At 66.7% G+C, this 20,580-nt stretch carries 22 protein-coding genes; 9 read left to right on the top strand and 13 right to left on the bottom strand.

What is annotated here, in order from left to right; translation table 11 throughout:
• Positions 1–158 precede the first annotated feature (158 nt).
• Both GWQ44_RS30315 and GWQ44_RS30320 read left to right on the top strand, forming a co-directional pair.
• Positions 159–584, top strand: a complete 426-nt coding sequence (locus GWQ44_RS30315) for a DMT family transporter (RefSeq protein WP_233172619.1) — start codon at positions 159–161, stop codon at positions 582–584.
• Positions 585–586: 2 nt separating this feature from the next.
• The gene (locus GWQ44_RS30320) at positions 587–1,060 is read left to right on the top strand and encodes a DMT family transporter (protein ID WP_275929050.1); all 474 of its coding nucleotides are present in this window, start codon (positions 587–589) and stop codon (positions 1,058–1,060) included.
• A gap of 41 nt (positions 1,061–1,101) precedes the next feature.
• Here the strand turns inward: GWQ44_RS30320 and glcF are convergent, their stop codons facing one another.
• The 3 genes from glcF to glcD are packed head-to-tail and all read right to left on the bottom strand — an operon-like array spanning position 1,102 to position 4,886.
• Positions 1,102–2,319 carry a glycolate oxidase subunit GlcF gene (gene glcF / locus GWQ44_RS30325; protein WP_275929051.1) on the bottom strand — a complete coding sequence of 406 codons (1,218 nt, stop codon included), beginning with the start codon at positions 2,317–2,319 and terminating at the stop codon, positions 1,102–1,104.
• A gap of 3 nt (positions 2,320–2,322) precedes the next feature.
• A complete protein-coding gene (gene glcE, locus GWQ44_RS30330; RefSeq protein ID WP_275929052.1) occupies positions 2,323–3,387 on the bottom strand; it encodes a glycolate oxidase subunit GlcE in 1,065 nt (354 codons plus the stop codon).
• The gene (gene glcD, locus GWQ44_RS30335; RefSeq protein WP_275929053.1) at positions 3,387–4,886 is read right to left on the bottom strand and encodes a glycolate oxidase subunit GlcD; all 1,500 of its coding nucleotides are present in this window, start codon (positions 4,884–4,886) and stop codon (positions 3,387–3,389) included. The genes glcE and glcD overlap by 1 nt, the downstream gene beginning before the upstream one ends.
• A gap of 232 nt (positions 4,887–5,118) precedes the next feature.
• Between glcD and GWQ44_RS30340 the strand changes: the two genes are divergently transcribed.
• Positions 5,119–5,289, top strand: a complete 171-nt coding sequence (locus GWQ44_RS30340) for a metallothionein (RefSeq protein ID WP_016965497.1) — start codon at positions 5,119–5,121, stop codon at positions 5,287–5,289.
• 48 nt (positions 5,290–5,337) lie between these two features.
• Here the strand turns inward: GWQ44_RS30340 and GWQ44_RS30345 are convergent, their stop codons facing one another.
• Positions 5,338–5,565: a DUF6555 family protein gene (locus GWQ44_RS30345; protein ID WP_011060569.1), complete on the bottom strand. Its 228-nt coding sequence runs from the start codon at positions 5,563–5,565 to the stop codon at positions 5,338–5,340.
• Positions 5,566–5,797: 232 nt separating this feature from the next.
• Between GWQ44_RS30345 and GWQ44_RS30350 the strand changes: the two genes are divergently transcribed.
• The 3 genes from GWQ44_RS30350 (at position 5,798) to GWQ44_RS30360 (ending at position 7,951) form a co-directional block, all read left to right on the top strand.
• Positions 5,798–6,565, top strand: coding sequence for a helix-turn-helix transcriptional regulator (locus tag GWQ44_RS30350; protein ID WP_047303435.1), 768 nt, complete (start codon positions 5,798–5,800; stop codon positions 6,563–6,565).
• Positions 6,566–6,780: 215 nt separating this feature from the next.
• On the top strand, positions 6,781–6,954 hold the full coding sequence (locus GWQ44_RS30355; RefSeq protein ID WP_016965498.1) for a DUF1427 family protein: 174 nt from the start codon (positions 6,781–6,783) through the stop codon (positions 6,952–6,954).
• Positions 6,955–6,994: 40 nt separating this feature from the next.
• Entirely contained in the window at positions 6,995–7,951 is a 957-nt protein-coding gene (locus tag GWQ44_RS30360) for a zinc-binding alcohol dehydrogenase family protein (protein WP_275929054.1), read from the top strand.
• Between the two features lie 113 nt (positions 7,952–8,064).
• Here the strand turns inward: GWQ44_RS30360 and GWQ44_RS30365 are convergent, their stop codons facing one another.
• Positions 8,065–9,093, bottom strand: coding sequence for a purine nucleoside permease (locus tag GWQ44_RS30365; RefSeq protein ID WP_275929055.1), 1,029 nt, complete (start codon positions 9,091–9,093; stop codon positions 8,065–8,067).
• An 87-nt stretch (positions 9,094–9,180) separates the two neighbouring features.
• Complete coding sequence (locus GWQ44_RS30370; RefSeq protein ID WP_047303441.1) at positions 9,181–10,137, bottom strand: nucleoside-specific channel-forming protein Tsx; 957 nt, start codon at positions 10,135–10,137, stop codon at positions 9,181–9,183.
• A gap of 356 nt (positions 10,138–10,493) precedes the next feature.
• On the opposite strand from GWQ44_RS30370, the gene kynU reads away from it, so the two are divergent.
• The 3 genes from kynU to GWQ44_RS30385 all read left to right on the top strand — a co-directional run bounded on the left by kynU (position 10,494) and on the right by GWQ44_RS30385 (position 14,669).
• Entirely contained in the window at positions 10,494–11,738 is a 1,245-nt protein-coding gene (gene kynU / locus GWQ44_RS30375; protein WP_275929056.1) for a kynureninase, read from the top strand.
• 31 nt (positions 11,739–11,769) lie between these two features.
• Complete coding sequence (locus GWQ44_RS30380) at positions 11,770–13,185, top strand: amino acid permease (RefSeq protein WP_275929057.1); 1,416 nt, start codon at positions 11,770–11,772, stop codon at positions 13,183–13,185.
• A 152-nt stretch (positions 13,186–13,337) separates the two neighbouring features.
• Positions 13,338–14,669, top strand: coding sequence for an OprD family porin (locus GWQ44_RS30385; RefSeq protein ID WP_275929058.1), 1,332 nt, complete (start codon positions 13,338–13,340; stop codon positions 14,667–14,669).
• 82 nt (positions 14,670–14,751) lie between these two features.
• On the opposite strand, the gene GWQ44_RS30390 is transcribed toward GWQ44_RS30385, so the two are convergent.
• The 7 genes from GWQ44_RS30390 to dmpG form a co-directional block, all read right to left on the bottom strand.
• Positions 14,752–15,159, bottom strand: a complete 408-nt coding sequence (locus GWQ44_RS30390; RefSeq protein ID WP_103740263.1) for a hypothetical protein — start codon at positions 15,157–15,159, stop codon at positions 14,752–14,754.
• Between the two features lie 151 nt (positions 15,160–15,310).
• On the bottom strand, positions 15,311–16,654 hold the full coding sequence (locus tag GWQ44_RS30395; protein WP_275929059.1) for an MFS transporter: 1,344 nt from the start codon (positions 16,652–16,654) through the stop codon (positions 15,311–15,313).
• A 102-nt stretch (positions 16,655–16,756) separates the two neighbouring features.
• Complete coding sequence (locus GWQ44_RS30400) at positions 16,757–17,746, bottom strand: amidohydrolase family protein (protein ID WP_275929060.1); 990 nt, start codon at positions 17,744–17,746, stop codon at positions 16,757–16,759.
• Positions 17,743–18,315 (bottom strand): 3-hydroxyanthranilate 3,4-dioxygenase, encoded by a 573-nt coding sequence (locus GWQ44_RS30405; protein ID WP_275929061.1) that lies wholly within the window; start codon positions 18,313–18,315, stop codon positions 17,743–17,745. Before GWQ44_RS30405 ends, GWQ44_RS30400 begins: the two co-directional genes overlap by 4 nt.
• 2 nt (positions 18,316–18,317) lie before the next feature.
• Positions 18,318–18,752, bottom strand: a complete 435-nt coding sequence (locus tag GWQ44_RS30410) for a RidA family protein (RefSeq protein ID WP_016965506.1) — start codon at positions 18,750–18,752, stop codon at positions 18,318–18,320.
• Positions 18,749–19,540: a fumarylacetoacetate hydrolase family protein gene (locus GWQ44_RS30415; protein ID WP_275929062.1), complete on the bottom strand. Its 792-nt coding sequence runs from the start codon at positions 19,538–19,540 to the stop codon at positions 18,749–18,751. Before GWQ44_RS30415 ends, GWQ44_RS30410 begins: the two co-directional genes overlap by 4 nt.
• Complete coding sequence (gene dmpG, locus GWQ44_RS30420) at positions 19,537–20,571, bottom strand: 4-hydroxy-2-oxovalerate aldolase (protein ID WP_275929063.1); 1,035 nt, start codon at positions 20,569–20,571, stop codon at positions 19,537–19,539. Before dmpG ends, GWQ44_RS30415 begins: the two co-directional genes overlap by 4 nt.
• Positions 20,572–20,580 lie beyond the last annotated feature (9 nt).

Genomic DNA, 20,580 nt, shown 5'->3' on the forward strand with positions numbered 1-20,580 from the left:
GTTGTCGGCATGCTGGCATTTATCGCAAAGCAGGTGCAATCGATAATGCCTGCCGTTTCTTGATCTCAGGCAGGTATTGCATGTCTTCCGATGTTGTCGAACCCGCGTTGCCAAACCTGGCGCCGGTCACTGAATCCCGCGCCGGCTGGCAGCGCCTGATGCTCTTGCCGCTGGTGATCCTGGCCGGCATGGGCCTGTCGGTGGAGGCCGGTCTGCTCGGCCCGCTGGGCGCTCAGGTCGGGCACTTGTGGGCCACCCTGAGCATCTTCGGCGTGGGCGCGGCGTTGCTGTTTCTGCTGCTGTTGTTCAGCGGCCCGCAGCCCGGCCCGGCCTTGAGTCAGTTGCCGCGCTGGCAACTGCTGGGCGGGGTGCTGGGACCTATCTACGTGGTGGTGCTGACCCTGGCCACGCCCCATATCGGCATTGCCATGACCATGATCGCGATCCTTTCCGGGCAGGTTGGCAAGAGCGTGCTGATCGACCATTACGGCTGGTTCGGCAGTGCTCGCAAACCGGTCAATGCAGAACGCTGGCTGGCCCTGACGCTGATTGTCGTGGCCCTGATCCTGATGGCCCGAGGTTGAAGATGAATCTGATTCTATTGCTGGTTCTGGTGGTGGGCGCCGGTGCGGTGCTCAGCGTGCAGGCGGCGATCAATGGCCGCCTGGGAGAAAGCGTCGGGGTGCTGCGCAGCAGCCTGCTGACCTTTGCCGTGGGGGCCTTGATCACCGGGCTGCTGATTGTGTTTTTCCAGCCACCCCAGGCCATGACCTTGCTCCAGGCGCCCAAGTGGCAGCTTTGCGGCGCGCTGTTCGGGGTGGTTTACATGCTGGTGATGGTCGGCGCGGTGCCCCGGGTCGGCACCGCGGTGGCCACGGTGGCGGTGATCCTCGGGCAACTGGGCATGGGCATGCTGATCGACAACTTCGGCTGGTTCGGCAACCCGGCCATCGAGCTGTCGTCCAACCGCCTGCTGGCGATGCTGTGCCTGGCCCTGGCGCTGCTGTTCATGTACCGGAGTCAGAAGCCATCAGCGGCAAGCCGCAAGCCACAAGCTTGAAGCTTGAAGCTTGGAGCTTGGAGCTTGTTGCAGCTTGGCGCCTAGCGCAGCGCGTCTTCCAGCACTTCGATCCAGTGCCGCACCGGGGTGCGGCCGGCGCCATCCAGATGGTTCTGGCAGCCGATATTGGCGGTGACGATCAGGTCCGGCTGGCCGCTTTCCAGGGCCCGCAGCTTGTCGTCCCGCAGTTGCCGCGCCAGCGCTGGCTGGGTCAGTGAATAGGTGCCCGCCGAGCCGCAGCACAGGTGGCTGTCGGGCACCGCGGTGAGGTGGAAACCCAGGCGTTGCAGCAGGCTTTCCACGGCGCCGCCGAGCTTTTGCGCGTGCTGCAGGGTGCAGGGGCAATGAAAGGCCAGGCGCTGGTCGCTGTGGGCGCCGAGCTGCTCCAGGGGTTCATCGCGCAGCACTTCCACCAGGTCCCGGGCCAGGGCGCTGACCTGCCGGGCCTTGTCGCGGTAGGCCGGGTCGTGGGCCAGCAGGTGCTGGTAATCCTTGATGAAGGCGCCGCAGCCGCTGGCGGTCTGGACGATGGCTTCGGCGCCCTGTTGCAGCTGGGGCCACCAGGCGTCGATATTGCGTCGGGCCCGTTGCAGGCCGGCTTCCTGGGCGTCGAGGTGATAGTCCACGGCGCCGCAGCAGCCGGCCTCGGCAACCGGCTGCACGCTGATGCCCAGGCGGTCGAGAACCCGCGCCGTGGCGGCATTGGTATTGGGCGACAGCCCCGGCTGCACGCAGCCTTCAAGCAACAGCACGCGCCGCGAATGGCCTGGGGCGGGGCGCGGTTTGGCGCTGGGCACCTGGCGCGGCAGCTTGTCCTGCAGGGCCTGGGGCAGCAGCGGGCGTAGGCGGCTGCCGCCCTGGATCAGGGCCTTGAACAGTTGCGGGTTGGCGCTCAGCGCTCGCAGGCCACGGCGCAGCAGTTGCTGGCCGGCGGGCCGGGGCAGGGCTGCATCGACCACGGCGCGGCCGATGTCCAGCAGGTTGTGGTAGTCGACCCCGGACGGGCAGGTGCTCTCGCAGTTGCGGCAGGACAGGCAGCGGTCCAGGTGCTGCTGGGTCTGGGCGGTGACCGGGGCGCCTTCGAGCACCTGCTTGATCAGGTAGATGCGCCCCCGCGGGCCGTCCAGCTCGTCGCCCAGCAACTGGTAGGTGGGGCAGGTGGCGTTGCAGAAACCGCAGTGCACGCAACTGCGCAGGATGCGCTCGGCTTCGGCGGCCCGGGGCAGTTGCCGGGCCTCGGGGCTGAGGGTGGTCTGCATGGGTTAGAGCTCCGCGTAGAGTCGGCCGGGGTTGAAAATCCCTTGCGGGTCCAGCTGCGCCTTGAGCCGTTGGTGGTAGTGCAGCAGGGTCGGCGCCAGGGGCTGGAACGGGCTGTCCTGCAGGCCGTGGCTGTAGCAGCTGGCGTGGCCGCCAACGGCGCTGACGGCGGCGCGGATCTCGGCCGCCGTGGCATCGCTCTTCAGCCAGCGCTGGGCGCCGCCCCAGTCCAGCAGTTGTTCGCCGGGCAGTGCCAGCAGCGGCGTGTTGTGCGGCAGCGACAGGCGCCACAGCGGCAGGCCGGGGTTGAAAAAATCCAGTTGCTGTTCGTTGAGCAAGGTCCAGTAGCCCGAATCCAGGGGCTCGCCGCCGAGGCGTTCGTGGGCCGCCGCCACTGAGCCTGCGCCGCCTTCCAGGCGCAGGTGCAGGCGCTCGCCGTCATGGCAGGCGGCGCTGATCGGCAAGGGTTGCTGGCCCCATTCGGCCAGTTGCGCGAGGGCCCGCTGGCGGTCCATTTCCAGGCTCAGGCTCAGGCATTGCCGGGGCTTGGGCAGGACCTTCAGCGAGACTTCGGTGATCAGCCCCAGGCAGCCGTAGCTGCCGGCCATCAGCCGCGACAGGTCATAACCGGCGACGTTCTTCATCACCTCGCCGCCAAAGCGCAGGTGCTGGCCGCTGCCACTGATGATCCGGGTGCCGAGGACGAAATCGCGCACCGCGCCGGCCCAGGGCCGACGCGGTCCGGACAAGCCGCAGGCGAGCATGCCGCCCAGGGTGGCGCCGGCGCCGAAGGATGGCGGTTCGCAGGGCAGCATCTGCCCGGCGGCGTCCAGGGTGGCGTGCAACTCGGCGAGCGGGGTGCCGGCCCGGGCGCTGATCACCAGCTCCGTGGGGTCGTAGCTGACGATGCCGCGATGGCTGCGGGTGTCGAGGATTTCCCCGGCGCACTCGCGGCCGAGAAAGGCCTTGCTGTTGGAGCCCTGGATGCGCAGCGGGGTGTTGCTCTGCAAGGCGTCGCGCACCTGCTCCAGCAACTCTTCTGCGGCATCGAAATCGCTGTCCGTGCTCATCAGAACCGCTCCAGTTCGGGGAAGGGCAGTTGCCCATGGTGGACGTGCATGGCGCCGAACTCCGCGCAGCGCTGCAGGGTCGGGATGTTCTTCCCGGGGTTGAGCAGGCCGCTGGGGTCGAAGGCGGCCTTGATGGCGTGGAACAGGCTCAGCTCGTGATGGTTGAACTGGGCGCACATCTGGTTGATTTTCTCCCGGCCCACCCCGTGTTCGCCGGTGATGCTGCCGCCCACTGCCACGCACAGTTCGAGGATCTTGCCGCCCAGGGCCTCGGCCCGCTCAAGTTCGCCGGGCTGGTTGGCGTCGAACAGGATCAAGGGGTGCATGTTGCCGTCGCCGGCATGGAACACGTTGGCCACCCGCAGCTGGTGTTCCTCGGCCAGGCGCGCGATGCCCCGCAGCACCCCCGGCAGCTGGCGGCGGGGAATGGTGCCGTCCATGCAGTAGTAGTCCGGCGCCAGGCGCCCCACCGCCGGGAAGGCGTTCTTGCGCCCGGCCCAGAAGCGCACGCGCTCGGCCTCGTCCCGGGCCAGGCGCACCTGGCTGGCGCCGGCCCGTTGCAGCACCTGGCGCACCCGCTCGCAGTCGTCGTGGACATCGGCTTCCACGCCGTCCAGCTCGCACAGCAGGATGGCCGCGGCGTCCACCGGGTAGCCGGCGTGGATGAAGTCCTCGGCGGCGCGGATCGCCAGGTTGTCCATCATCTCCAGGCCGCCGGGGATGATCCCCGCGGCAATGATCTCGGCCACCGCGCGGCCGGCGGCTTCCACCGAGTCGAAGGCCGCCAGCAGCACCTTGGCGATCTGCGGCTTGGGCAGCAGCTTGACCGTGACTTCGGTGATCACCCCCAGCAGGCCTTCGGAGCCGGTGAACAGCGCCAGCAGGTCGAAGCCCGGCGCGTCCAGGGCCTCGCTGCCCAGGGTCAGGGGCTGGCCCTCGACGCTGAGCATCTCGACCTTGAGCAGGTTGTGCACGGTCAGGCCGTATTTCAGGCAGTGCACGCCGCCGGCGTTTTCCGCGACGTTGCCGCCAATCGAACAGGCGATCTGCGAAGACGGGTCGGGGGCGTAGTACAGGCCGAAGGGCGCGGCGGCCTGGGAGATCGCCAGGTTGCGCACCCCGGGCTGGAGCCGGGCGCAACGGGCGGCGGGGTCGATCTGCAGGATGTCCTTGAAGCGCGCCATCACCAGCAGCAGGCCTTTCTCCAGGGGCAGGGCGCCGCCGGACAGGCCGGTCCCCGCGCCCCGGGCCACCACCGGCACCCGGTGCGCATGGCAGATCTGCAGGATGCGCTGCACCTGGTCCAGATGCCGGGGCAGGGCCACCAGCATCGGCATGCTGCGGTAGGCGCTGAGGCCATCGCACTCGTAGGGCTTGAGCTGCGCTTGCTGGTCCAGCAGTTCCAGCTCTGGAAGCTGCTGGCGCAGGGCCTGGATCAGGGCCTGGCGGTCGACCTCGGGCAGGGCGCCGTCGAGGCGTTCGTCGTAGAGCATGGTCATGGCGGCGAAGGACCTTGAGTGATGGTTGTCAGGTCGCGACAGCGGCATTGGCGGGGCGGGTGTCCGTCCGTCGGCGTTTGCCCTGGCTGAACCACTTTAGTCGCTTGTGGCCGGGTGAGGGGAGCGGATTGGCCTAACCTTTCCAGGTACTCGAACCCTGCGCTGGCCGTTGCTGTTGCGGGCGCTGCGCTGATCGAGTCCCACCAGAAGGCCGCTCAAGAGGAGCCTTGTCATGTCCAATCAAACCTGTGCCTGTCCGGCTTGCACCTGCAAGCTTGGAGCCCACTCGATTGTCCGTCACGGTAAGCACTACTGCTGTCAGGCGTGCGCCGATCACCATGCCCATGGTGAGCCTTGCGCCTCCACCGAAGGCTGCAAATGCGCCAAGGGCGCCCACGGCTGAAGCCGTCAGGCGGGTGGCGCCACAGGGCTCCACCCGCATCGCCAGCGCCTAGACCGAAGGGCGCCAGGTGACGTTCTCGATGCCGAATTTCTCGGCCATCGGCTTGCTGGTTTTCTTCACCCGTTCGCGGCCGAAACGGCCGATGCGACCGACACCGGCATCGCAACTGGCCCAGTGCCAGGCCTCGGCGTTGTCCATCTTTTCCTGGCGAATGATGAAGGACTTGGGCGCGCCGTGAAGGGTGTATTCGATGACGAAGAGTTTTGCGTTGTTCATAGAGCCTTGATTCCTCCCTGTGATCCTTGAGTGATCCTGTGGGCTGGAAAAAATTCACTTTGATTGGCCGACTCTGGCGCCAACGGTCCTGGCTCCGCGCCTGACCGGCCCAAGGCCGGGGCGAGGCCGCCAGGGCCCGGGGAAAAGTCCGCGCCCGGAGCGCTCCCAGCGTCTGGCGAGCGCTGCGGCTGCTGGTTACCATGGGCGCCCGCTGACCCGTTGCGAGCTTGTCATGGCCCTGGCCACCCCTCCCGATCTGAGCGACACCGCGATCCCACTGCAACCCCTGGCTCGCACCTATCCGCGCGGCTTGTTCATCGAGCCCCACGAGCACGCCTGGGGCCAGTTGCTGTATGCCATGAGCGGGGTGATGTGGGTCGAGACGCCCACCGAGGCCCTGGTGGTGCCGCCGCAGCGGGCGGTGTGGCTGCCGCCCGGGGTACGGCACGGGATTCGCGTGGTCAGCGACCTGCAGATGCGCAATATCTACCTGCGCCCATCCCTGGCGGCGACCCTGGACCCCAGCGTCCAGGTGCTGCAGGTGGACAACCTGCTGCGGGAGCTGATCGTGCGCCTGGTGGAACTCGAGCCGCCGCAGACGGATTACTACGAGGCCCTGGTGCAACTGGCCCTGCTGGAGCTGCGACGGGCCCGCCGCTCGCTGCTGAAGATCGCCCTGCCGGACGCCTCCGACCGGCGCCTGGGCAGCCTGTGCCAGGCGGTCATGGCGGCGCCGTCCCTGGCCATTTCCTTTGAACAGCACGCTGACGCGGCCGGGGCCAGCGTGCGCACCCTGGCGCGGCTGTTCAAGGAGCAGTTGGGCCTGGGCTTTGCCGAATGGCGGCGCCAGGTGCAACTGGCCACCGCTGCCGCGGAGCTGATCCAGGGCGTACCGGTGAGCCGCATTGCCCGGGAGCTGGGCTATTCCCCCAGCAGCTTCAGCGACATGTTCCGCCGCGAACTGGGTGTCGCGCCCTCCCAATACGCCAGCCTGGTGTAGCCGCTGCCGCAGGCTGCGAACGGCTGCGCAGGAGACGCGAAGCTCCGCAGAGCCCCCGAGGTGCATCAGGCGGACGCCAGCCAAGCGCCCGCCCGGGTTTCGGCTTTGGCCGAAATCCTGAAGCACTTGGCCGATGCCGCAGGCCGCCGCCACCTAGACTGTGCCGCACACGCCACCTCACCCCGGCATCAACAGCACGGCTTCTGGAGCGCAGCATGAACTACCTGATTTCCCTGGCCGCCGGCCTGTTGGTCGGCCTGCTTTACGGCGCCTTGCAGGTGCGTTCCCCGGCGCCGCCGGCGATTGCCCTGGTGGGCCTGTTGGGCATGCTCGGCGGTGAGCAGTTGTGGCCGCTGGGGCGCCAGCTCTTGAGCAGCTGGCTGTCCTGAACCCGGGTTTTTCCTTTCTCCCTGACGCATGGAACCGACGATGAAAGCACTGCAATTTTCCGCCACCGGCGACCTCGCTGCCCTGCGCCTGGTGGACCTTCCCACGCCGCTGCCGGGCCCCGGCCAGGTGCTGGTGCGTATCCAGGCCGCGGGCCTGAACCCCAGCGACGTGAAGAATGTGCTCGGGCGCTTTCCCTACACCACGCTGCCGCGGATTCCCGGGCGGGATTTTGCCGGGGTGGTGGAGCAGGGGCCGGCCGAGCTGATCGGTCAGGAGGTCTGGGGCACCGGCAAGGAGCTGGGTTTCTTCGCCGACGGCAGCCATGCCCAGTACGTGGTGCTGTCCGCCCGGGGCGTGGCCCGCAAGCCCCGGCAGCTGAGCTTTGCCCAGGCCGCGAGCCTCGGGGTGCCATACACCACCGCCTGGGATGCCCTGGAGCGCAGCGGCGTGACGAGCGGCACGCGGCTGCTGGTGATCGGTGGCGGCGCGGTGGCCACGGCGGCCCTGGCTTTGGCCAAGGTGCGCGGGGCCCGGGTGCTGGCGGCGGCGCGGCGGGCCGAGCAGGTCCAGGCACTTGAAACGCTGGGCTATCCGACCCTGCACCTGCAACAGCCGGAAGCCCTGGCGACCCAGGTGGCCGAGGTGTATGCCGACGGCGCCGAGGTGATCTTCGACACCACCGGCTTCTGGCTGCCAGCGGCAGTGCCGGCCCTGGCCACCTTTGGCCGTATCGCCATCATTGCCGCGCCGCTGGACGGCCAGGTGCAACTGCCGGCCCTGGCCTTGTACCGCAAGGGTGGCTCGGTGGTGGGGATCAACTCGCTGTTGTATGGCGTAGAGGCGTGCGCGGCGATGCTGGAGCAGTTCGGCCGCTACTTTGATGAAGGCCTGCTGCCGCTGCCCGAAGGCTTGGTCGAGTCGCCACTGGAGCAGGGGCTGGAGCGCTACGCCGAAGTGAACCAGGGGCGTGGCGAGAAAGTCATCCTCATGCCCTGAGCGCCCACGCTGCACCTGCGCCCCGTAGGAGCTGGCTTGCCAGCGAAGAGGCCCCTGAGAGCGCCTTCGCCGGCAAGCCGGCTCCTACGGGTTATGGGGCATGGGGTGGGAGATCAGGCGTCGGGGACGCCTTTTTCCCAGGTCGACCAGTTGTCGAGAATGTCCTGCACCAGCGGATTGCCGGCCCGGTAGAGGTTCTCCAGGACCGGGACAAAGCCGCCCTGGTCGGCGTACTTGAGCAGGTTGTCCACTTCGCTGGCCCCCGGTGCCGGGCGGTCGAAGTCGGAGCCGGCGCGCAGCACCGCCAGGCGCTGGATGTCCACCAGGCCCTCGCGGCTGGCCCGCAGCAAGGCTTCGTAGGTGGAGTTGTCTTCCTGCTGGGTGGTGCAGTAGGTGCCTTTGTTGTCGGTCAGCAGGCGGGTCCAGACTTCGGCCCGTTCGCTCAGGCGAGTGCCGGAGAACCAGGTGTTGCCTGCCAGGGTGTCGCAGCGGGTCACCACCGGCGGCTGGTTGGCTGGGGCCTTGGGGTATTTCAGGCGCCAGGCTGCCGATTCCTGGCTCTCGCTGAGTGGCACGTTGCGGCTCAGGGCGAAGGCCTTGGCTTGCAGTTTCGGGTTCAGCTCGAAGACTTCGGTCTTGTAGTCCAGGGGCGGTTTTTCGTTGGGGCCCTTGGTGTTGATCCCCAGGTAGCCGGTGGGCCAGTCCTTGGGCGCATCCCGGGAGTCGATTTCCCACTGGGTGCCGAACTCCACCAGGTAATGAGCCCAGGCGGCGGTGCCGATGGTGCCGTGGTACGGGCTGATGCCGGCGATCCCGGCAATCAGGAAATAGCTTTTGCGCAGGTCGAACTTCGGCGACAGAGCCAGGGCCAGGGTCGAGGCCGCGGCATTGGTCTGGCCCATGCCGGTGGTCAACAGGCACACGTCCCGGTCATTGCAGCGAATGCTCGGATACTCCGCCGCCAGCCCCGGCACGCGAATCTCGCGCTTGAGCTCCAGGCGCTCGATCCAGTGCTGCGCTTCCGGCGCGAACATGCTGATCAGCACCACCTTGGGCGTGATCGGTGCCTCATTGGCCCAGGCGCCGCTGACCATCAGCGCGCTCAAGCCCAATACCCACGAAACCTTTTGAATCCCACGCATACAACCTCCTTCATCTTCAGAAATACCAAGCCTCAAGCTACAAGCCTCAAGCTACAAACAGACGGCGCTTGCCGCTTGCCGCTGCTTCTAGAACTGATAACCGACCCCGGCGTAATAGCCCCAGCCATTGGAGCGGGCACGGAACTCGCCATCGCCGAAATTCAGCACGCTGCCATCCTCCCAGTTGCCGCCGTTGTGGAAGTAGCGGCCCACCAGGGTGAAGCGCAGGTGGGTGAAGGCATACAGCAGCACGTTGGTGGCCACCGTGGCATTGGCGGTGCGCGCCGGGTTGTCCTTGTGCAAGTCGGAGCCGAAATCGAAATTGGTGAAACCGATGTAGGTCAGCGAGGCGCCGTTGCTGTAGCTGTCGATGGGCACGATGTATTTCAGCTGGGCGCGGTAGCCGTCCCAGGAATACTCGTTGCTGGCGCCGTAGTTTTCCCACTGGTAGCGGCCGTAGAAGTTGGCCGAGAGGTTGACCCGGGAATGGGTGTCGATGTCGGTGCCCAGGCCGCTGTACAGGGTGTTGGCGCGGTTGGCGGTGCGGCTGCCGTGGTCGTAGATCCAGTCGAAGGCCACATACCACTCCTTGATCGGGCCGATGGCCAGGCTGCGGCCGGCCAGGTAGTCGATGGAGATGCGCGGTTCGTGCTCCATGAACAGCGGCGAGCCGTGGTCCCAGATGCCCTTGTCGTGGCTGTTGCCGATGTCGAGGATCTTCGGCAGGTCGATGTAGCCGTACAGCTCGAAGGGGCCTTTGCGTCCGAAGTATTCGTATTCCAGGTAGATGTCGTCCGCCGGGCGCGGGCCGAAGCTGATGTCCTTGCTGCCGATCAGCATCAGGTCCTGGTTGTACCAGTCGGAAAGGTAGGCGCCCTGTTTCGCAGGCTGGACCTCGGCGCTCAGGCTTTCGCCCTGGGCTGATGCGTCCGGGGCGGGGGATTGGGCCTGCGCGGCGTGGCTGAGTAGCGCGGTAACGCCGGCCAGCCCGAAGGAAGCAGCCGACAGGCCGCGGCAAGCCGGGCGGGGGAAGCGATTGTGCATGGAAAGTCCCTGTTCGTGCGGTGTGAAGTCCCTGATGTCCGTTCCCCCGCAGGGCGGTGGCGAACACCCACAAAAATGCAACTCGCAAACGTTTGCACATGGCGTACCAACTTGAAATAGCCTTGGCAAATAAAAGTCCTCGACAGGGCCTTTGCGCCAGCGCTGTGGCGGCTGCGGCGCTACCGAGCGGCCCGCCGATGGAGGGCCGGCGGTGAGCAGGGCTGGGTATTACCAGTGGGAATACAAAGGGCCGCCTTTTCTATTATCCAGTAATGACGACCCTGGCTAGCATCCGGACTCGCCAGGGCCGTTTGCTGCGGCCCCGGCGCCCCAATCATCGATACCGAGGGATCGTCATGAGCCGTTCCGCGCCCTGTACCCGGGAGCAGATCCAGCAGTTGGATCAGTCAGACCCGCTGGCCTTCTGTCGCCAGCGTTTTACCTTGCCGCAACACAAGATCTACCTCGACGGCAACTCCCTGGGGGCCATGCCGGCCCATGTTCCGGCACGCCTGGAGCAGGTGCTCAAGGTGGAGTGGGCCGAGGGCCTGATCAACTCTTGGAACGACGCCGACTGGTACCCCGCGCCGCAGCGCACCGGGGCCCGCATCGCCGGGCTGATCGGGGCCCAGGGGCACGAAGTAATAGTGGCCGACTCCACCTCGATCAACCTGTTCAAGGTGCTGGTGGCGGCCTTGCGCATGCAGCCGTCGCGCCGGGTGATCCTGGCGGAGAACGGCAACTTTCCCACCGATGTGTACATCGCCCAGGGCGTCGCGGAGCTGACCGGCTGCCGGCTGCAGTGCGTTGACCCGGAGCAGATCCTCGACGCCCTCAGCGACCAGGTGGCGATCCTCTCCCTGACCCACGTCAACTACAAGACCGGCCGCCGCTACGACATGGCGGCGATCACCGCGCGGGCCCACGAGCTGGGGGTGCTGGTGGTCTGGGACCTGTGCCACTCGGCCGGCGCCATGCCGGTGGAGCTGAACGTGGCCGGCGCGGACTTTGCCGTGGGCTGCGGCTACAAGTACCTCAATGGCGGCCCTGGCGCGCCGGCCTTCGTGTTTGTCGCCGAGCGTCACATCGCCCAATTGCGCCAGCCGCTGACCGGTTGGCACGGGCACGCCAAGCCCTTCGATTTCAGCCATGACTACCAGCCCCACCCGAGCCTTGACCGGATGCTGGTGGGCACCGCGCCGCAGTTGGGTGTGCTGGCCCTGGAAGCGGCGCTGGAGGTGTTCGACGGCGTCGACCTGCAGGCCTTGCGCAGCAAGAGCCTGGCCTTGTCCGAGCTGTTTATCCGCCTGTGTGACGAGCAACTGGCCGGGTTGGGCGTGCAGTTGCAGACCCCGCGCGATGCCGAGCAGCGCGGCAGCCAGGTTTCCCTGAGCCACCCCCAGGCCTACCCGGTGATGCAGGCCCTGATTGCCCGGGGCATCGTCGGTGATTTTCGCGCGCCGGACATCCTGCGCTTCGGTTTCGCGCCGCTGTACAACCGCTTTGAAGACATCTGGAGCTGCGTCGACGCACTGCGCGACATCCTCGTCAGCGAGGCATGGAACCAGCCGCAGTTCCTGGCCCGCAAAGCGGTGACCTGAACCCCGTGCCCAGCCTTGGAGCAAGAGTGTCATGACAAAAACAATACGCACCTTCAAACAAGTGGCAGACCGTGAACACGGCCTCAAGCAAAGCCTGAGCAGCGGCCAGCTGTCGATGATCGCCATCGGCGGGGCCATCGGCACCGGGCTGTTTCTGGGCAGCAGTTTCGCCATCGGCTTTGCCGGGCCCAGCGTGCTGGTGAGCTACGCCATCGGCGCGGTAATCGCCCTGTTGCTGATGGGCTGTCTGGCGGAAATGACCGTGCGCCATCCGACGTCCGGCTCGTTCGGTTCATTCGCCGAATTCTATGTGGCGCCCTGGTTCGGCTTTGCCATCCGCTACGCCTACTGGGCCTCCATCGTGTTTGCCGTGGGCACGGAAATCACCGCGGCGGCGATGTACATGAAGTACTGGTACCCCGAGGTGCCCGGCGGTTACTGGATGCTCGGTTTCTCCCTGGCGCTGATTTTGGCCAACGCCTTCAGCGTCAAGGTGTTCGGCGGCATCGAGTATGTGTTCTCGCTGCTCAAGCTGTGCGCCATCCTGGTGTTCATCCTGCTCGGGGCCTGGGTGGTGTACGGCGCGGCGCCTGGCTCGGGCATCGGTTTTGCCAACTACAGCAACGAGGGCGGCTTCTTTCCCAACGGCGCCTGGGGCACCTGGGTGGCGGTGATCGTGGCCTTCTTCAGTTACCTGAGCATCGAGATGATCGCCGTGGCCGCGGGCGAGGCCAAGGACCCGGAACGTGCAGTGACCCGGGCCTTTCGCATCACCATGGTGCGCCTGGTGGTGTTCTACCTGCTGACCATTGCCCTGGTCCTGGCCATCGTGCCCTGGAGCCGCAACACCGGCGGCGAAAGCCCCTTTGTCATGGTCATGGCGGCCACCGGCATTCCCTATGCCGGCGGGGTGATCAATGCGGTGATCCTGGTGGCGGCGCTGTCGGCGATGAACAGCCAGCTGTACATCACCACGCGGCTGATGTTCAGCCTGTCCCGGGCCGGCCAGGCGCCGTCGCTGTTCGGGCGCCTGACCAACAATGGCGTGCCCCTGGCGGCGCTGCTGCTGTCGTCCCTGGGGATTGCCCTGGCCACCTTGCTGTACCTGGCCTACGCCGAAAAAGCCTTCACCCTGATGATGTCCATCGCCATGTTTGGCGCCATGTTCACCTGGGCCGGGATCTTCCTCACCCACCTGTTCTTTCGCCGGCAACAGGGCTCCGAACCCCTGGCGTTCAAGCTCTGGGGTTATCCCTGGACCAGCCTGGGAGGGCTGTTGCTGATGCTGGCGGTGATGATCACCACGCTGTTCACCGAGCAGTTCTTCCTGACCCTGGTCTGCGGGCTGCCGTTCCTGGCGCTGATCCTGCTCATCTACTACCTGCGCTTTCGCGGCCAGCGCCCGCTGGACGCCGAGGCGCCCAAGCCGTTGCCGATCCAACCCTGAGTTCCGGAGCACCCCGTTTGCGGGAGCCGGCTGGTCGGCGAAGCGGTCCGCGTGATCGCCTTCGTCGGCAAGCCGGCTCCCACGGGGCCTTTGGCCACTGTCGATCCCTGTCGTCACCTTTACAAAAACAATAATTCACCAAGGGTTTTGCCATGTCTGACGTAATGCGCCGTTCACCGCTTTTGCTGCTGCCGCTGCTGGGTTGCCTGCCCTGGAGCGTCCATGGGGCCGGGGAGGAGCCGGCCGGTTTCATCGAGGACAGCCATCTGCGCATCCTGGCCCGCAACTACTACCTCAACCGCAGCGTCCAGGACGGCCGTGCCGACCGCAAGGACTGGACTCAGGGTTTTATCGGCCGCTTCGAATCCGGGTTCACCCAGGGCACGGTCGGCGTCGGCGTGGATGCCTTCGCCACCCTCGGGCTCAAGCTGGATGCCTCCGGGGGCAAGACCGGCACCTACAACCTGCCGATCCACGACAACGGCAAGCCGGCGGACGAATACGCCAAGGCCGGTGCCGCGCTGAAACTGAAAGTCTCCAACAGCGTGCTGCGTTTCGGCGAGCAGTCGGTGGACACCCCGGTGTTCGCCGTCGGCCACAACCGCCTGATTCCGGAAACCGCCACCGGCTTTGCCCTGGACAGCCAGGAACTGGACAAACTCAAGTTGCAGGCCGGGCATTTCACCTCGGCCACCGGCCACGTCACCACCAACAGCAATGGCGACCTCTGGGCCTTCTATGCCGGCGTCACCACACCCTCGGTGGACTACCTGGGCGGCCAGTACGCGTTCACCGAAGACCTGGGCGCCAGCTTCTATGCGGCGCGTTTCGCCGACATCTGGAACCAGTACTACGCCAACCTCAATGGCCGTACCGACCTGGGGCAGGGCCAGCAGGCCGGTTTCGACCTCAACCTCTACCGCACCCTCGACACCGGCCGGGCCAGAGCCGGCGCCATCGACAACACCACCCTGGGCGCCTCGGTGTTCTATGGCCTGGGCGCCCACCGCCTGACCCTGGCGCTGCAGAACGTCGACGGCAACACCCCGTTCGACTACCTGGGGGTGGGCGACCTGGACCGCAACGGCCGCAATGGCCGCGACCAGGGCGCCTCGATCTACCTGCCCAACTCGGTGCAGTACTCGGACTTCAACGGCCCCAACGAGCGTTCCTGGCAACTGCGCTACGACCTGTCGCTGGCCGGCTACGGCATGCCCGGCTGGAACCTGATGACCCGCTACCTGCGCGGCTCCGGCATCGACGGCACGCACACCCCGGCAGGCAGCGCCTACGCCGGGATGTATGGCCAGGACGGCGTGCACCGCGAAATCAACTTCGAAGCGCGCTATGTGGTGCAGAACGGCCCGCTGAAAGACCTGAGCTTCCGCCTGCGCCAGACCTGGCACCGGGCCAACGTGGCCCAGGGCGAGGGCAATATCGATGAGTTCCGGCTGATTACCGATTACCCGATCGATATTTTTTGAAGGCAGGGCGGCAAGCACCATGGCGTGACCTCGCAAGGGGTAACGCCATGGTCTGTCCGGCAGCGCTTGCAGCCGTCTCTGCCTAGCGGAGTGCTGCAGCTTTTTTCTCTACCAGGGCTGCCCCCATGACCAGCATCTCAGGCAGGGTTTTGCGCTGTTCTGCCGAGGCCACCCCCAAATGTTCATCACCCTGCCAAAGCTCTCCGGCCACCACTCTCAGGTCGAGTCGGGTCTGGCTTTCTCGCAGGGCTTCATGGCCTACACGGGGCCAGCGCTGCTTTTGCACAGGTGCCCTGGAGGTATAGAGCAGCAGGGCAAAGGTGTCGGCAAGCGGCTCGGGCAGTTGCTGGGCACTGACGCAGGTTGCGTAGAGGCCCAGCAGGATCGTGTCTTTGTAGCGCTGTGAAACGTACAGCACCTTGGCCGGCCTGAAGCCTTGGGTGATGGGGATCAGCACGATGTCGCCAACGGTGGTTTTTTGGCTGCTCATGGTCCAGGCCTTGTCCGTCAGTATTGGATTGGACGGCACGCCAGTGACTAGCTGGCATGCCGTCGCGCAGTATCGCGATTTTCGTGCCGAGCGCCAGCCATGGACATCCATATCCGCGCGTGGCTGGGCAAAAAACGCGAGCACTGTTTATTCAAGCCGCTGCGTTGGCCTCAGTGTCCGCTGTGTGCCGAGCGCGGTTCATCAGCCCCAGCGCCAGCGCGGCCAGCAGCACCGGGATGGCAATCCACATGAAGAATTTTTCCAGGCCCCCGGCGTTGTTGAACAGCCAGCCACCGAGCAGCGAGCCAACGATGGAGCCGGCACGGCCCGCCGCCAGGGCCCAGGCCACGCCGGTGGCCCGGGAGGCGGTGGGGTAGAGGGTGGCGGCCACCACGCTGAGGTTGTTCAGGGTGCCGGTGAGGCTGAAACCGGCCAGGAACACGATGGCCAGGGTGCCGGCGGCGCTGTGCAGTTGGCTGCCGGTCAGGGCCAGGGCGCAGGCGGCGATCAGGCACAGCCAGGGCAGGATGCGCAGGGCGCCGATGCGGTCCATCAGCAGGGCCATGGCTATGCCGCCGAGCACGCCGCCAAAGGGAATCATGGCGCTGATCCGTGCCGCGCCGCCGGTGTCGTAGCCGCTGGCCCGCAGCACCGTGGGCAGCCAGTTGGTCAGCAGGTAGAACACGAACAGGCAGCAGAAGAAGGTCAGCCACAGCAGCAGGGTGCGGGCCAGCTGGCCGGGGCTGAACAATGCCCAGAGCGGTGAGCGTGCACCGGCCTCGCCGCTATCGCCCACCAGTCGTACCCGTTCCCAGTCGGACTGGCCGCTGATGCGGGTGATGATGCGGCGCAAGGTGGCGGTGTGGCGCGGGCTGTTGGCCATGAAGCACACCGATTCCGGCAGCGCCAGGTACAGCACCGGCAACAGCAGCAGGGGCGCCAGGCCGCCGATCAGCAGCAGGCCCTGCCAGCCCACCCGGGGCAGCAGCGCGCCGGCCACCGCGCCGCCCAGGGCCAGGCCCAGGGTGAAGCCGGAATAGCTCAGGGTCACCAGCAGCATGCGCCGCCGCGCCGGGGAGTATTCCGAGCTCAGGGTGATGCAGTTGGGCAGCACGCCGCCCAGGCCGATGCCGGTGACAAAGCGCAGGATGCTCAGCACTTCGATGTTCGGTGAAAGCGCCGTGGCCAGGGTGCCCAGGCCGAAGATCGCCACGCAGGTCAGCAGCACGACCTTGCGTCCGTGGCGGTCGGCCAGGGGGCCGAAACAGAAACTGCCCAGGAGCATGCCGAACAGCCCGGCACCGAAGGCCGGGGCCAGTTGTGCCCGCTCGATGTTCCAGTGCTGGATCAGTTCCGGGGCAATGTAGCCGATGGCGGCGGTGTCGAAGCCGTCCAGCAGGACGATCAGGAAACACAGCAATAGCACCCGCATTTGCAGGGCGGACAGAGGACTGCGGTCGATGAGTTCACTCAGGTGTTGCGTTCGCTCGTACATGGGTGGCTCCTTATAGGTTTTGTTCGAGGCGGGCATGGGGTGCCCGCCGGATGACCACGGTGACGGGTGCAGCGAGGGGGATGAGGGGCTGAGTGCGGGCACTCAGTACAGGTTGAAGAAGTCCTGGGCGTTGCCGCCAAGCAGGCGTGCCTTGTCGGCTTCGGCCAGGGTCGGGTGTTCGGCGATGCCGCTGCCGATGCGCTGTTCGCCGAGGGGGAAGGGTGAGTCCGAACCCAGCATCACCCGTTCACTGCCCATCACTTCCACCAGCAGTTTCAGGGCGCCGGGATCGAACACCGCCGAGTCGACGCAGAAGCGCTTGACGTAGCTGGACGGCAACTGCGGGCAGTCTTCGCGGACGATGTCGCGGTGACGCCAGGCGTTGTCCACCCGGCCCAGGAGAAAGGCGAAGCCGCCACCGCCGTGGGCGAAGCAGATGCGCAGGGATTCGGGCAGGCGCTCGAAGGCTCCGGAGAGGATCAGCGACAGAATCCCCAGCTGGGTTTCCGCGGGCATCGCCACCAGCCACGGCAGCATCCATTTGCGCATGCGCTCGCCGCCCATCATGTCCCAGGGGTGCACCAGCACCGGGATCTGGTTACGGGCGCAGTGATCGAGAAAGGTCACCAGATGATCGTGGTCCAGGTCGTGATTGCCCACGTGGTTGCCGATCTGCACGCCGACGTGGCCGATGGCCTGGGCCCGGCTGGCTTCGGCGCAGGCGGCGTCCAGGTCCTGCAGCGGCACCTGGGCCAGGACCTTGAGCCGGCGTTCGTGGCCGGCGGTCATGGCCATGGCCCGATCGTTCATCAACCGGGCCCAGGGCAGGGCCCGTTCGATGGGCGCGTCGTAGGCGAACATCACCGGCGTGGCGCACATGATCTGCAGGTCCAGGCCTTGTTCGTCCAGATGCTCGACACGTCGCGCCGGGTCCCAGAGCACGTCGTGCACCGGACGAAAGGCTTTGTCGCCGACCATGATCTGGCCCCGGGCGCCGTCCTTGTGCAGCCAGGGCGCGCGCACCGGGTCCAGGCGTGCGGCCTCGTCCTGGCTGATGTCGGGGAAGAAGTGCGAATGCATGTCGATTTTCATAAGGGGGTCGCTGCCTTGAGGGTGTGGTGCCAGGTCTGCCAGTCGCGGCCCGGGTGGATTTCGCCGCAGCCGCTGCAACGCCGTTGCTCCTGGCTGGTGGCGTAGAACTCTTCGTAGACCGGTGGCAGGTCGTTGACGATGCTCTGCAGCTGCATTTCATAGCGCTGGATCAGCGTGCCGCAGCGGGCGCAGGACCATTGCAGGGCGTCCAGCAGGCCCGCGGGCCGCTGGCGCTCCACCACCAGGCACAGGCTGCCGGGCTCCGGGCGTTGCGGGGAATGAATGACGTGGGGCGCCATCAGGTAGATGTCGCCCTCGCGCAGATCGATGCGCTCGTAGCGGCCACGGTCCCAGATGTTCAGGTAGGCATTGCCCTTGAACTGATAGAAGAACTCTTCCATGGGGTCGTCGTGAAAGTCGGTGCGCTGGTTGGGGCCGCCGACCACGGTGACCATGAAGTCGGCGTCCTGCCATACCTGGCGGTTGCCCACCGGCGGTTGCAGCAGATGGGCATGTTCGTCCAGCCAGCGGTTGAAGTTCAGCGGTGCGCTGTAGTGGTGCTTGTCCATTGTTATTGTTCTCGGCGATTGAGCGGGGCGTAGGCCACCGCCTTGATTTCGATGCGCAGGTGCGGGTGCGGCAACTGATGCACGGCCACGGTGGTGCGGGTCGGGCCCTGTTCGTCGAAGTACTCGGCGTAGACCTGGTTGTAGGGACCGAAGTCATTCATATCCACCAGGAAGGCGCTGATTTCCACCAGGTCCTGCAGCCCGGCGTTTTCGCTGGCGAGGATATCGCGGATGTTCTCGATCACCGCCCGGGTCTGGGCGCGAATGTCCAGGCGGGTGGTGCCCAGCTCGTCCACTTCGACGCCGTCGAAGCTGTTGTCCGGGCGCCGCGAGCTGGTGCCGGAAACGAACAGCAGATCGCCGGCGCGCTTGATATGGGGGAAGCGGCCCCGGGGCTTGGCCTTGCCCGGCACCAGGGTCGCGCGGTTGACGGTCATGAGCGTTCACCTTGGGCCTGGCCGCTGCAGGTGAAGGCGCATTCGCCGTAGCCATTGATCTCCACCGTCAACTGTGCGCCGGGTGTCAGGGCTACGGCGGCGGTGGCGGCGCCGGCCATGATCAGGCTGCCGGCGGGCAGGCTGATGTCGGCCCGGGCCAGCAGTTGCGAGGCGTGCACCAGGCTGCGCAGCGGATGGCCGAGGATCGCCGCGGTCGAACCGGCTTCCACCAGGGCACCGTCCAGGCGCATCAGCACGCCGGCGTTGGCCAGGGTGGAAAAATCCCGGGACCAGGGGCCGACCACCAGCCCGGCCGAGGAGCAGTTGTCCGCCACCACGTCTTCCAGGCTGAATTTGAACGCCTCGTAGCGCGAGTCGATGATCTCGATGGCCGGGGCCACGGCCTCCAGATAGTCCACGGCTTCGAGCTGGGTCAGCGGCCGGTCGATGGCGCGCCGGGTGAGGAAGCACAGCTCCGGTTCGGCCCGGGGGTGGATGTAGCGGTCCAGGTTCAGCTGGCCGCCGTCCTCTTCCAGCATGGCGTCGGTGAGCCAGCCCCAGATCAGGCTGTCGACGCCCATCTGCTGCATCTTGGCGCGGCTGGTGAAGCCCAGCTTGAGGCCGATCATGCGTTCGCCATCGGCGTAGCGGTGGGCCATGGAGGCGCGCTGGATCTGGTAGGCCTGCTCCAGGTTGAAGGGCGTGTGCCGGCTGAACTGGGGCAGGGCGCGAGCGTTGCGCGCGGCCTGATCCAGCGCGTGGGCGATGGGGGCAAGATCGAGGTTCATGGGCGGGACTCCCGGGCAGCGAGCAGGTCGAGGGCGACGTCGACGATCATGTCTTCCTGGCCGCCGACCATGCGCCGGCGGCCGAGCTCGACCAGGATGTCGACGGTTTTCAGGCCGTACTTGTGGGCGGCTTGTTCGGCGTGGCGCAGGAAGCTGGAGTAGACCCCGGCGTAGCCCAGGGCCAGGGTTTCGCGGTCGACCCGCACCGGCCGGTCCTGCAGCGGGCGCACCAGATCGTCGGCGGCGTCCATCAGGCGATAGAGGTCGGTGCCGTGGTTCCAGCCCAGCTTGTCGGCGGCGGCGATGAACACTTCCAGCGGCGCGTTGCCGGCCCCGGCGCCCATGCCGGCGAGGCTGGCGTCGATGCGCTGGCAGCCTTCTTCCACCGCCACCAGGGAGTTGGCCACCCCCAGGCCGAGGTTGTGGTGGGCGTGCATGCCGGTGGCGGTGTCCGGCTTGAGCACGGCCTTCAGCGCCCGAAAGCGCAGGCGGATGTCCTGCATGTTCATGGCGCCGCCGGAGTCCACCACGTAGATGCAGGTGGCGCCGTAGCTTTCCATTTTCTGCGCCTGCACGGCGAGGTTTTCCGGGCTGGTCATGTGGCTCATCATCAGAAAGCCCACGGTGTCCATGCCCAGTTCCCGGGCGCACTCGATGTGCTGGCGCGAAACATCGGCCTCGGTGCAGTGGGTGGCCACCCGCACCACCCGGGCGCCGGCCCGGTAGGCGGCCTTGAGGTCATGCACGGTGCCGATGCCGGGCAGCAGCAGGGTGGCGATGCGCGTGTGTTCGAGCACCTCGGCCGCGGCTTCGATCCATTCCAGGTCGGTGTGGGCGCCGAAGCCGTAGTTGAAGCTGGAGCCCTGCAGGCCGTCGCCGTGGGCCACTTCAATGCTGTCGACCCGGGCCGCGTCCAGGGCCCGGGCGATGGCCTGGACCTGATCCAGGCTGTACTGGTGGCGGATGGCGTGCATGCCGTCACGCAGGGTCACGTCGGAAATGTAGAGCTTGTTGCCGGGGTTGAAAGTCATGGCGAAGCT

The organism is Pseudomonas sp. 3MA1 (assembly GCF_029237275.1).
Classification (GTDB): domain Bacteria; phylum Pseudomonadota; class Gammaproteobacteria; order Pseudomonadales; family Pseudomonadaceae; genus Aquipseudomonas; species Aquipseudomonas fluorescens_AP.

Bases quoted from the DNA above. Each gene is read 5' to 3' on its own strand.
- GWQ44_RS30315 (WP_233172619.1), top strand. From the start codon at position 159: ATGCTCTTGCCGCTGGTGATCCTGGCCGGCATGGGCCTGTCGGTGGAG.
- GWQ44_RS30320 (WP_275929050.1), top strand. From the start codon at position 587: ATGAATCTGATTCTATTGCTGGTTCTGGTGGTGGGCGCCGGTGCGGTG.
- glcF (WP_275929051.1), bottom strand. From the start codon at position 2,319: ATGCAGACCACCCTCAGCCCCGAGGCCCGGCAACTGCCCCGGGCCGCC.
- glcE (WP_275929052.1), bottom strand. From the start codon at position 3,387: ATGAGCACGGACAGCGATTTCGATGCCGCAGAAGAGTTGCTGGAGCAG.
- glcD (WP_275929053.1), bottom strand. From the start codon at position 4,886: ATGACCATGCTCTACGACGAACGCCTCGACGGCGCCCTGCCCGAGGTC.
- GWQ44_RS30340 (WP_016965497.1), top strand. From the start codon at position 5,119: ATGTCCAATCAAACCTGTGCCTGTCCGGCTTGCACCTGCAAGCTTGGA.
- GWQ44_RS30345 (WP_011060569.1), bottom strand. From the start codon at position 5,565: ATGAACAACGCAAAACTCTTCGTCATCGAATACACCCTTCACGGCGCG.
- GWQ44_RS30350 (WP_047303435.1), top strand. From the start codon at position 5,798: ATGGCCCTGGCCACCCCTCCCGATCTGAGCGACACCGCGATCCCACTG.
- GWQ44_RS30355 (WP_016965498.1), top strand. From the start codon at position 6,781: ATGAACTACCTGATTTCCCTGGCCGCCGGCCTGTTGGTCGGCCTGCTT.
- GWQ44_RS30360 (WP_275929054.1), top strand. From the start codon at position 6,995: ATGAAAGCACTGCAATTTTCCGCCACCGGCGACCTCGCTGCCCTGCGC.
- GWQ44_RS30365 (WP_275929055.1), bottom strand. From the start codon at position 9,093: ATGCGTGGGATTCAAAAGGTTTCGTGGGTATTGGGCTTGAGCGCGCTG.
- GWQ44_RS30370 (WP_047303441.1), bottom strand. From the start codon at position 10,137: ATGCACAATCGCTTCCCCCGCCCGGCTTGCCGCGGCCTGTCGGCTGCT.
- kynU (WP_275929056.1), top strand. From the start codon at position 10,494: ATGAGCCGTTCCGCGCCCTGTACCCGGGAGCAGATCCAGCAGTTGGAT.
- GWQ44_RS30380 (WP_275929057.1), top strand. From the start codon at position 11,770: ATGACAAAAACAATACGCACCTTCAAACAAGTGGCAGACCGTGAACAC.
- GWQ44_RS30385 (WP_275929058.1), top strand. From the start codon at position 13,338: ATGTCTGACGTAATGCGCCGTTCACCGCTTTTGCTGCTGCCGCTGCTG.
- GWQ44_RS30390 (WP_103740263.1), bottom strand. From the start codon at position 15,159: ATGAGCAGCCAAAAAACCACCGTTGGCGACATCGTGCTGATCCCCATC.
- GWQ44_RS30395 (WP_275929059.1), bottom strand. From the start codon at position 16,654: ATGTACGAGCGAACGCAACACCTGAGTGAACTCATCGACCGCAGTCCT.
- GWQ44_RS30400 (WP_275929060.1), bottom strand. From the start codon at position 17,746: ATGAAAATCGACATGCATTCGCACTTCTTCCCCGACATCAGCCAGGAC.
- GWQ44_RS30405 (WP_275929061.1), bottom strand. From the start codon at position 18,315: ATGGACAAGCACCACTACAGCGCACCGCTGAACTTCAACCGCTGGCTG.
- GWQ44_RS30410 (WP_016965506.1), bottom strand. From the start codon at position 18,752: ATGACCGTCAACCGCGCGACCCTGGTGCCGGGCAAGGCCAAGCCCCGG.
- GWQ44_RS30415 (WP_275929062.1), bottom strand. From the start codon at position 19,540: ATGAACCTCGATCTTGCCCCCATCGCCCACGCGCTGGATCAGGCCGCG.
- dmpG (WP_275929063.1), bottom strand. From the start codon at position 20,571: ATGACTTTCAACCCCGGCAACAAGCTCTACATTTCCGACGTGACCCTG.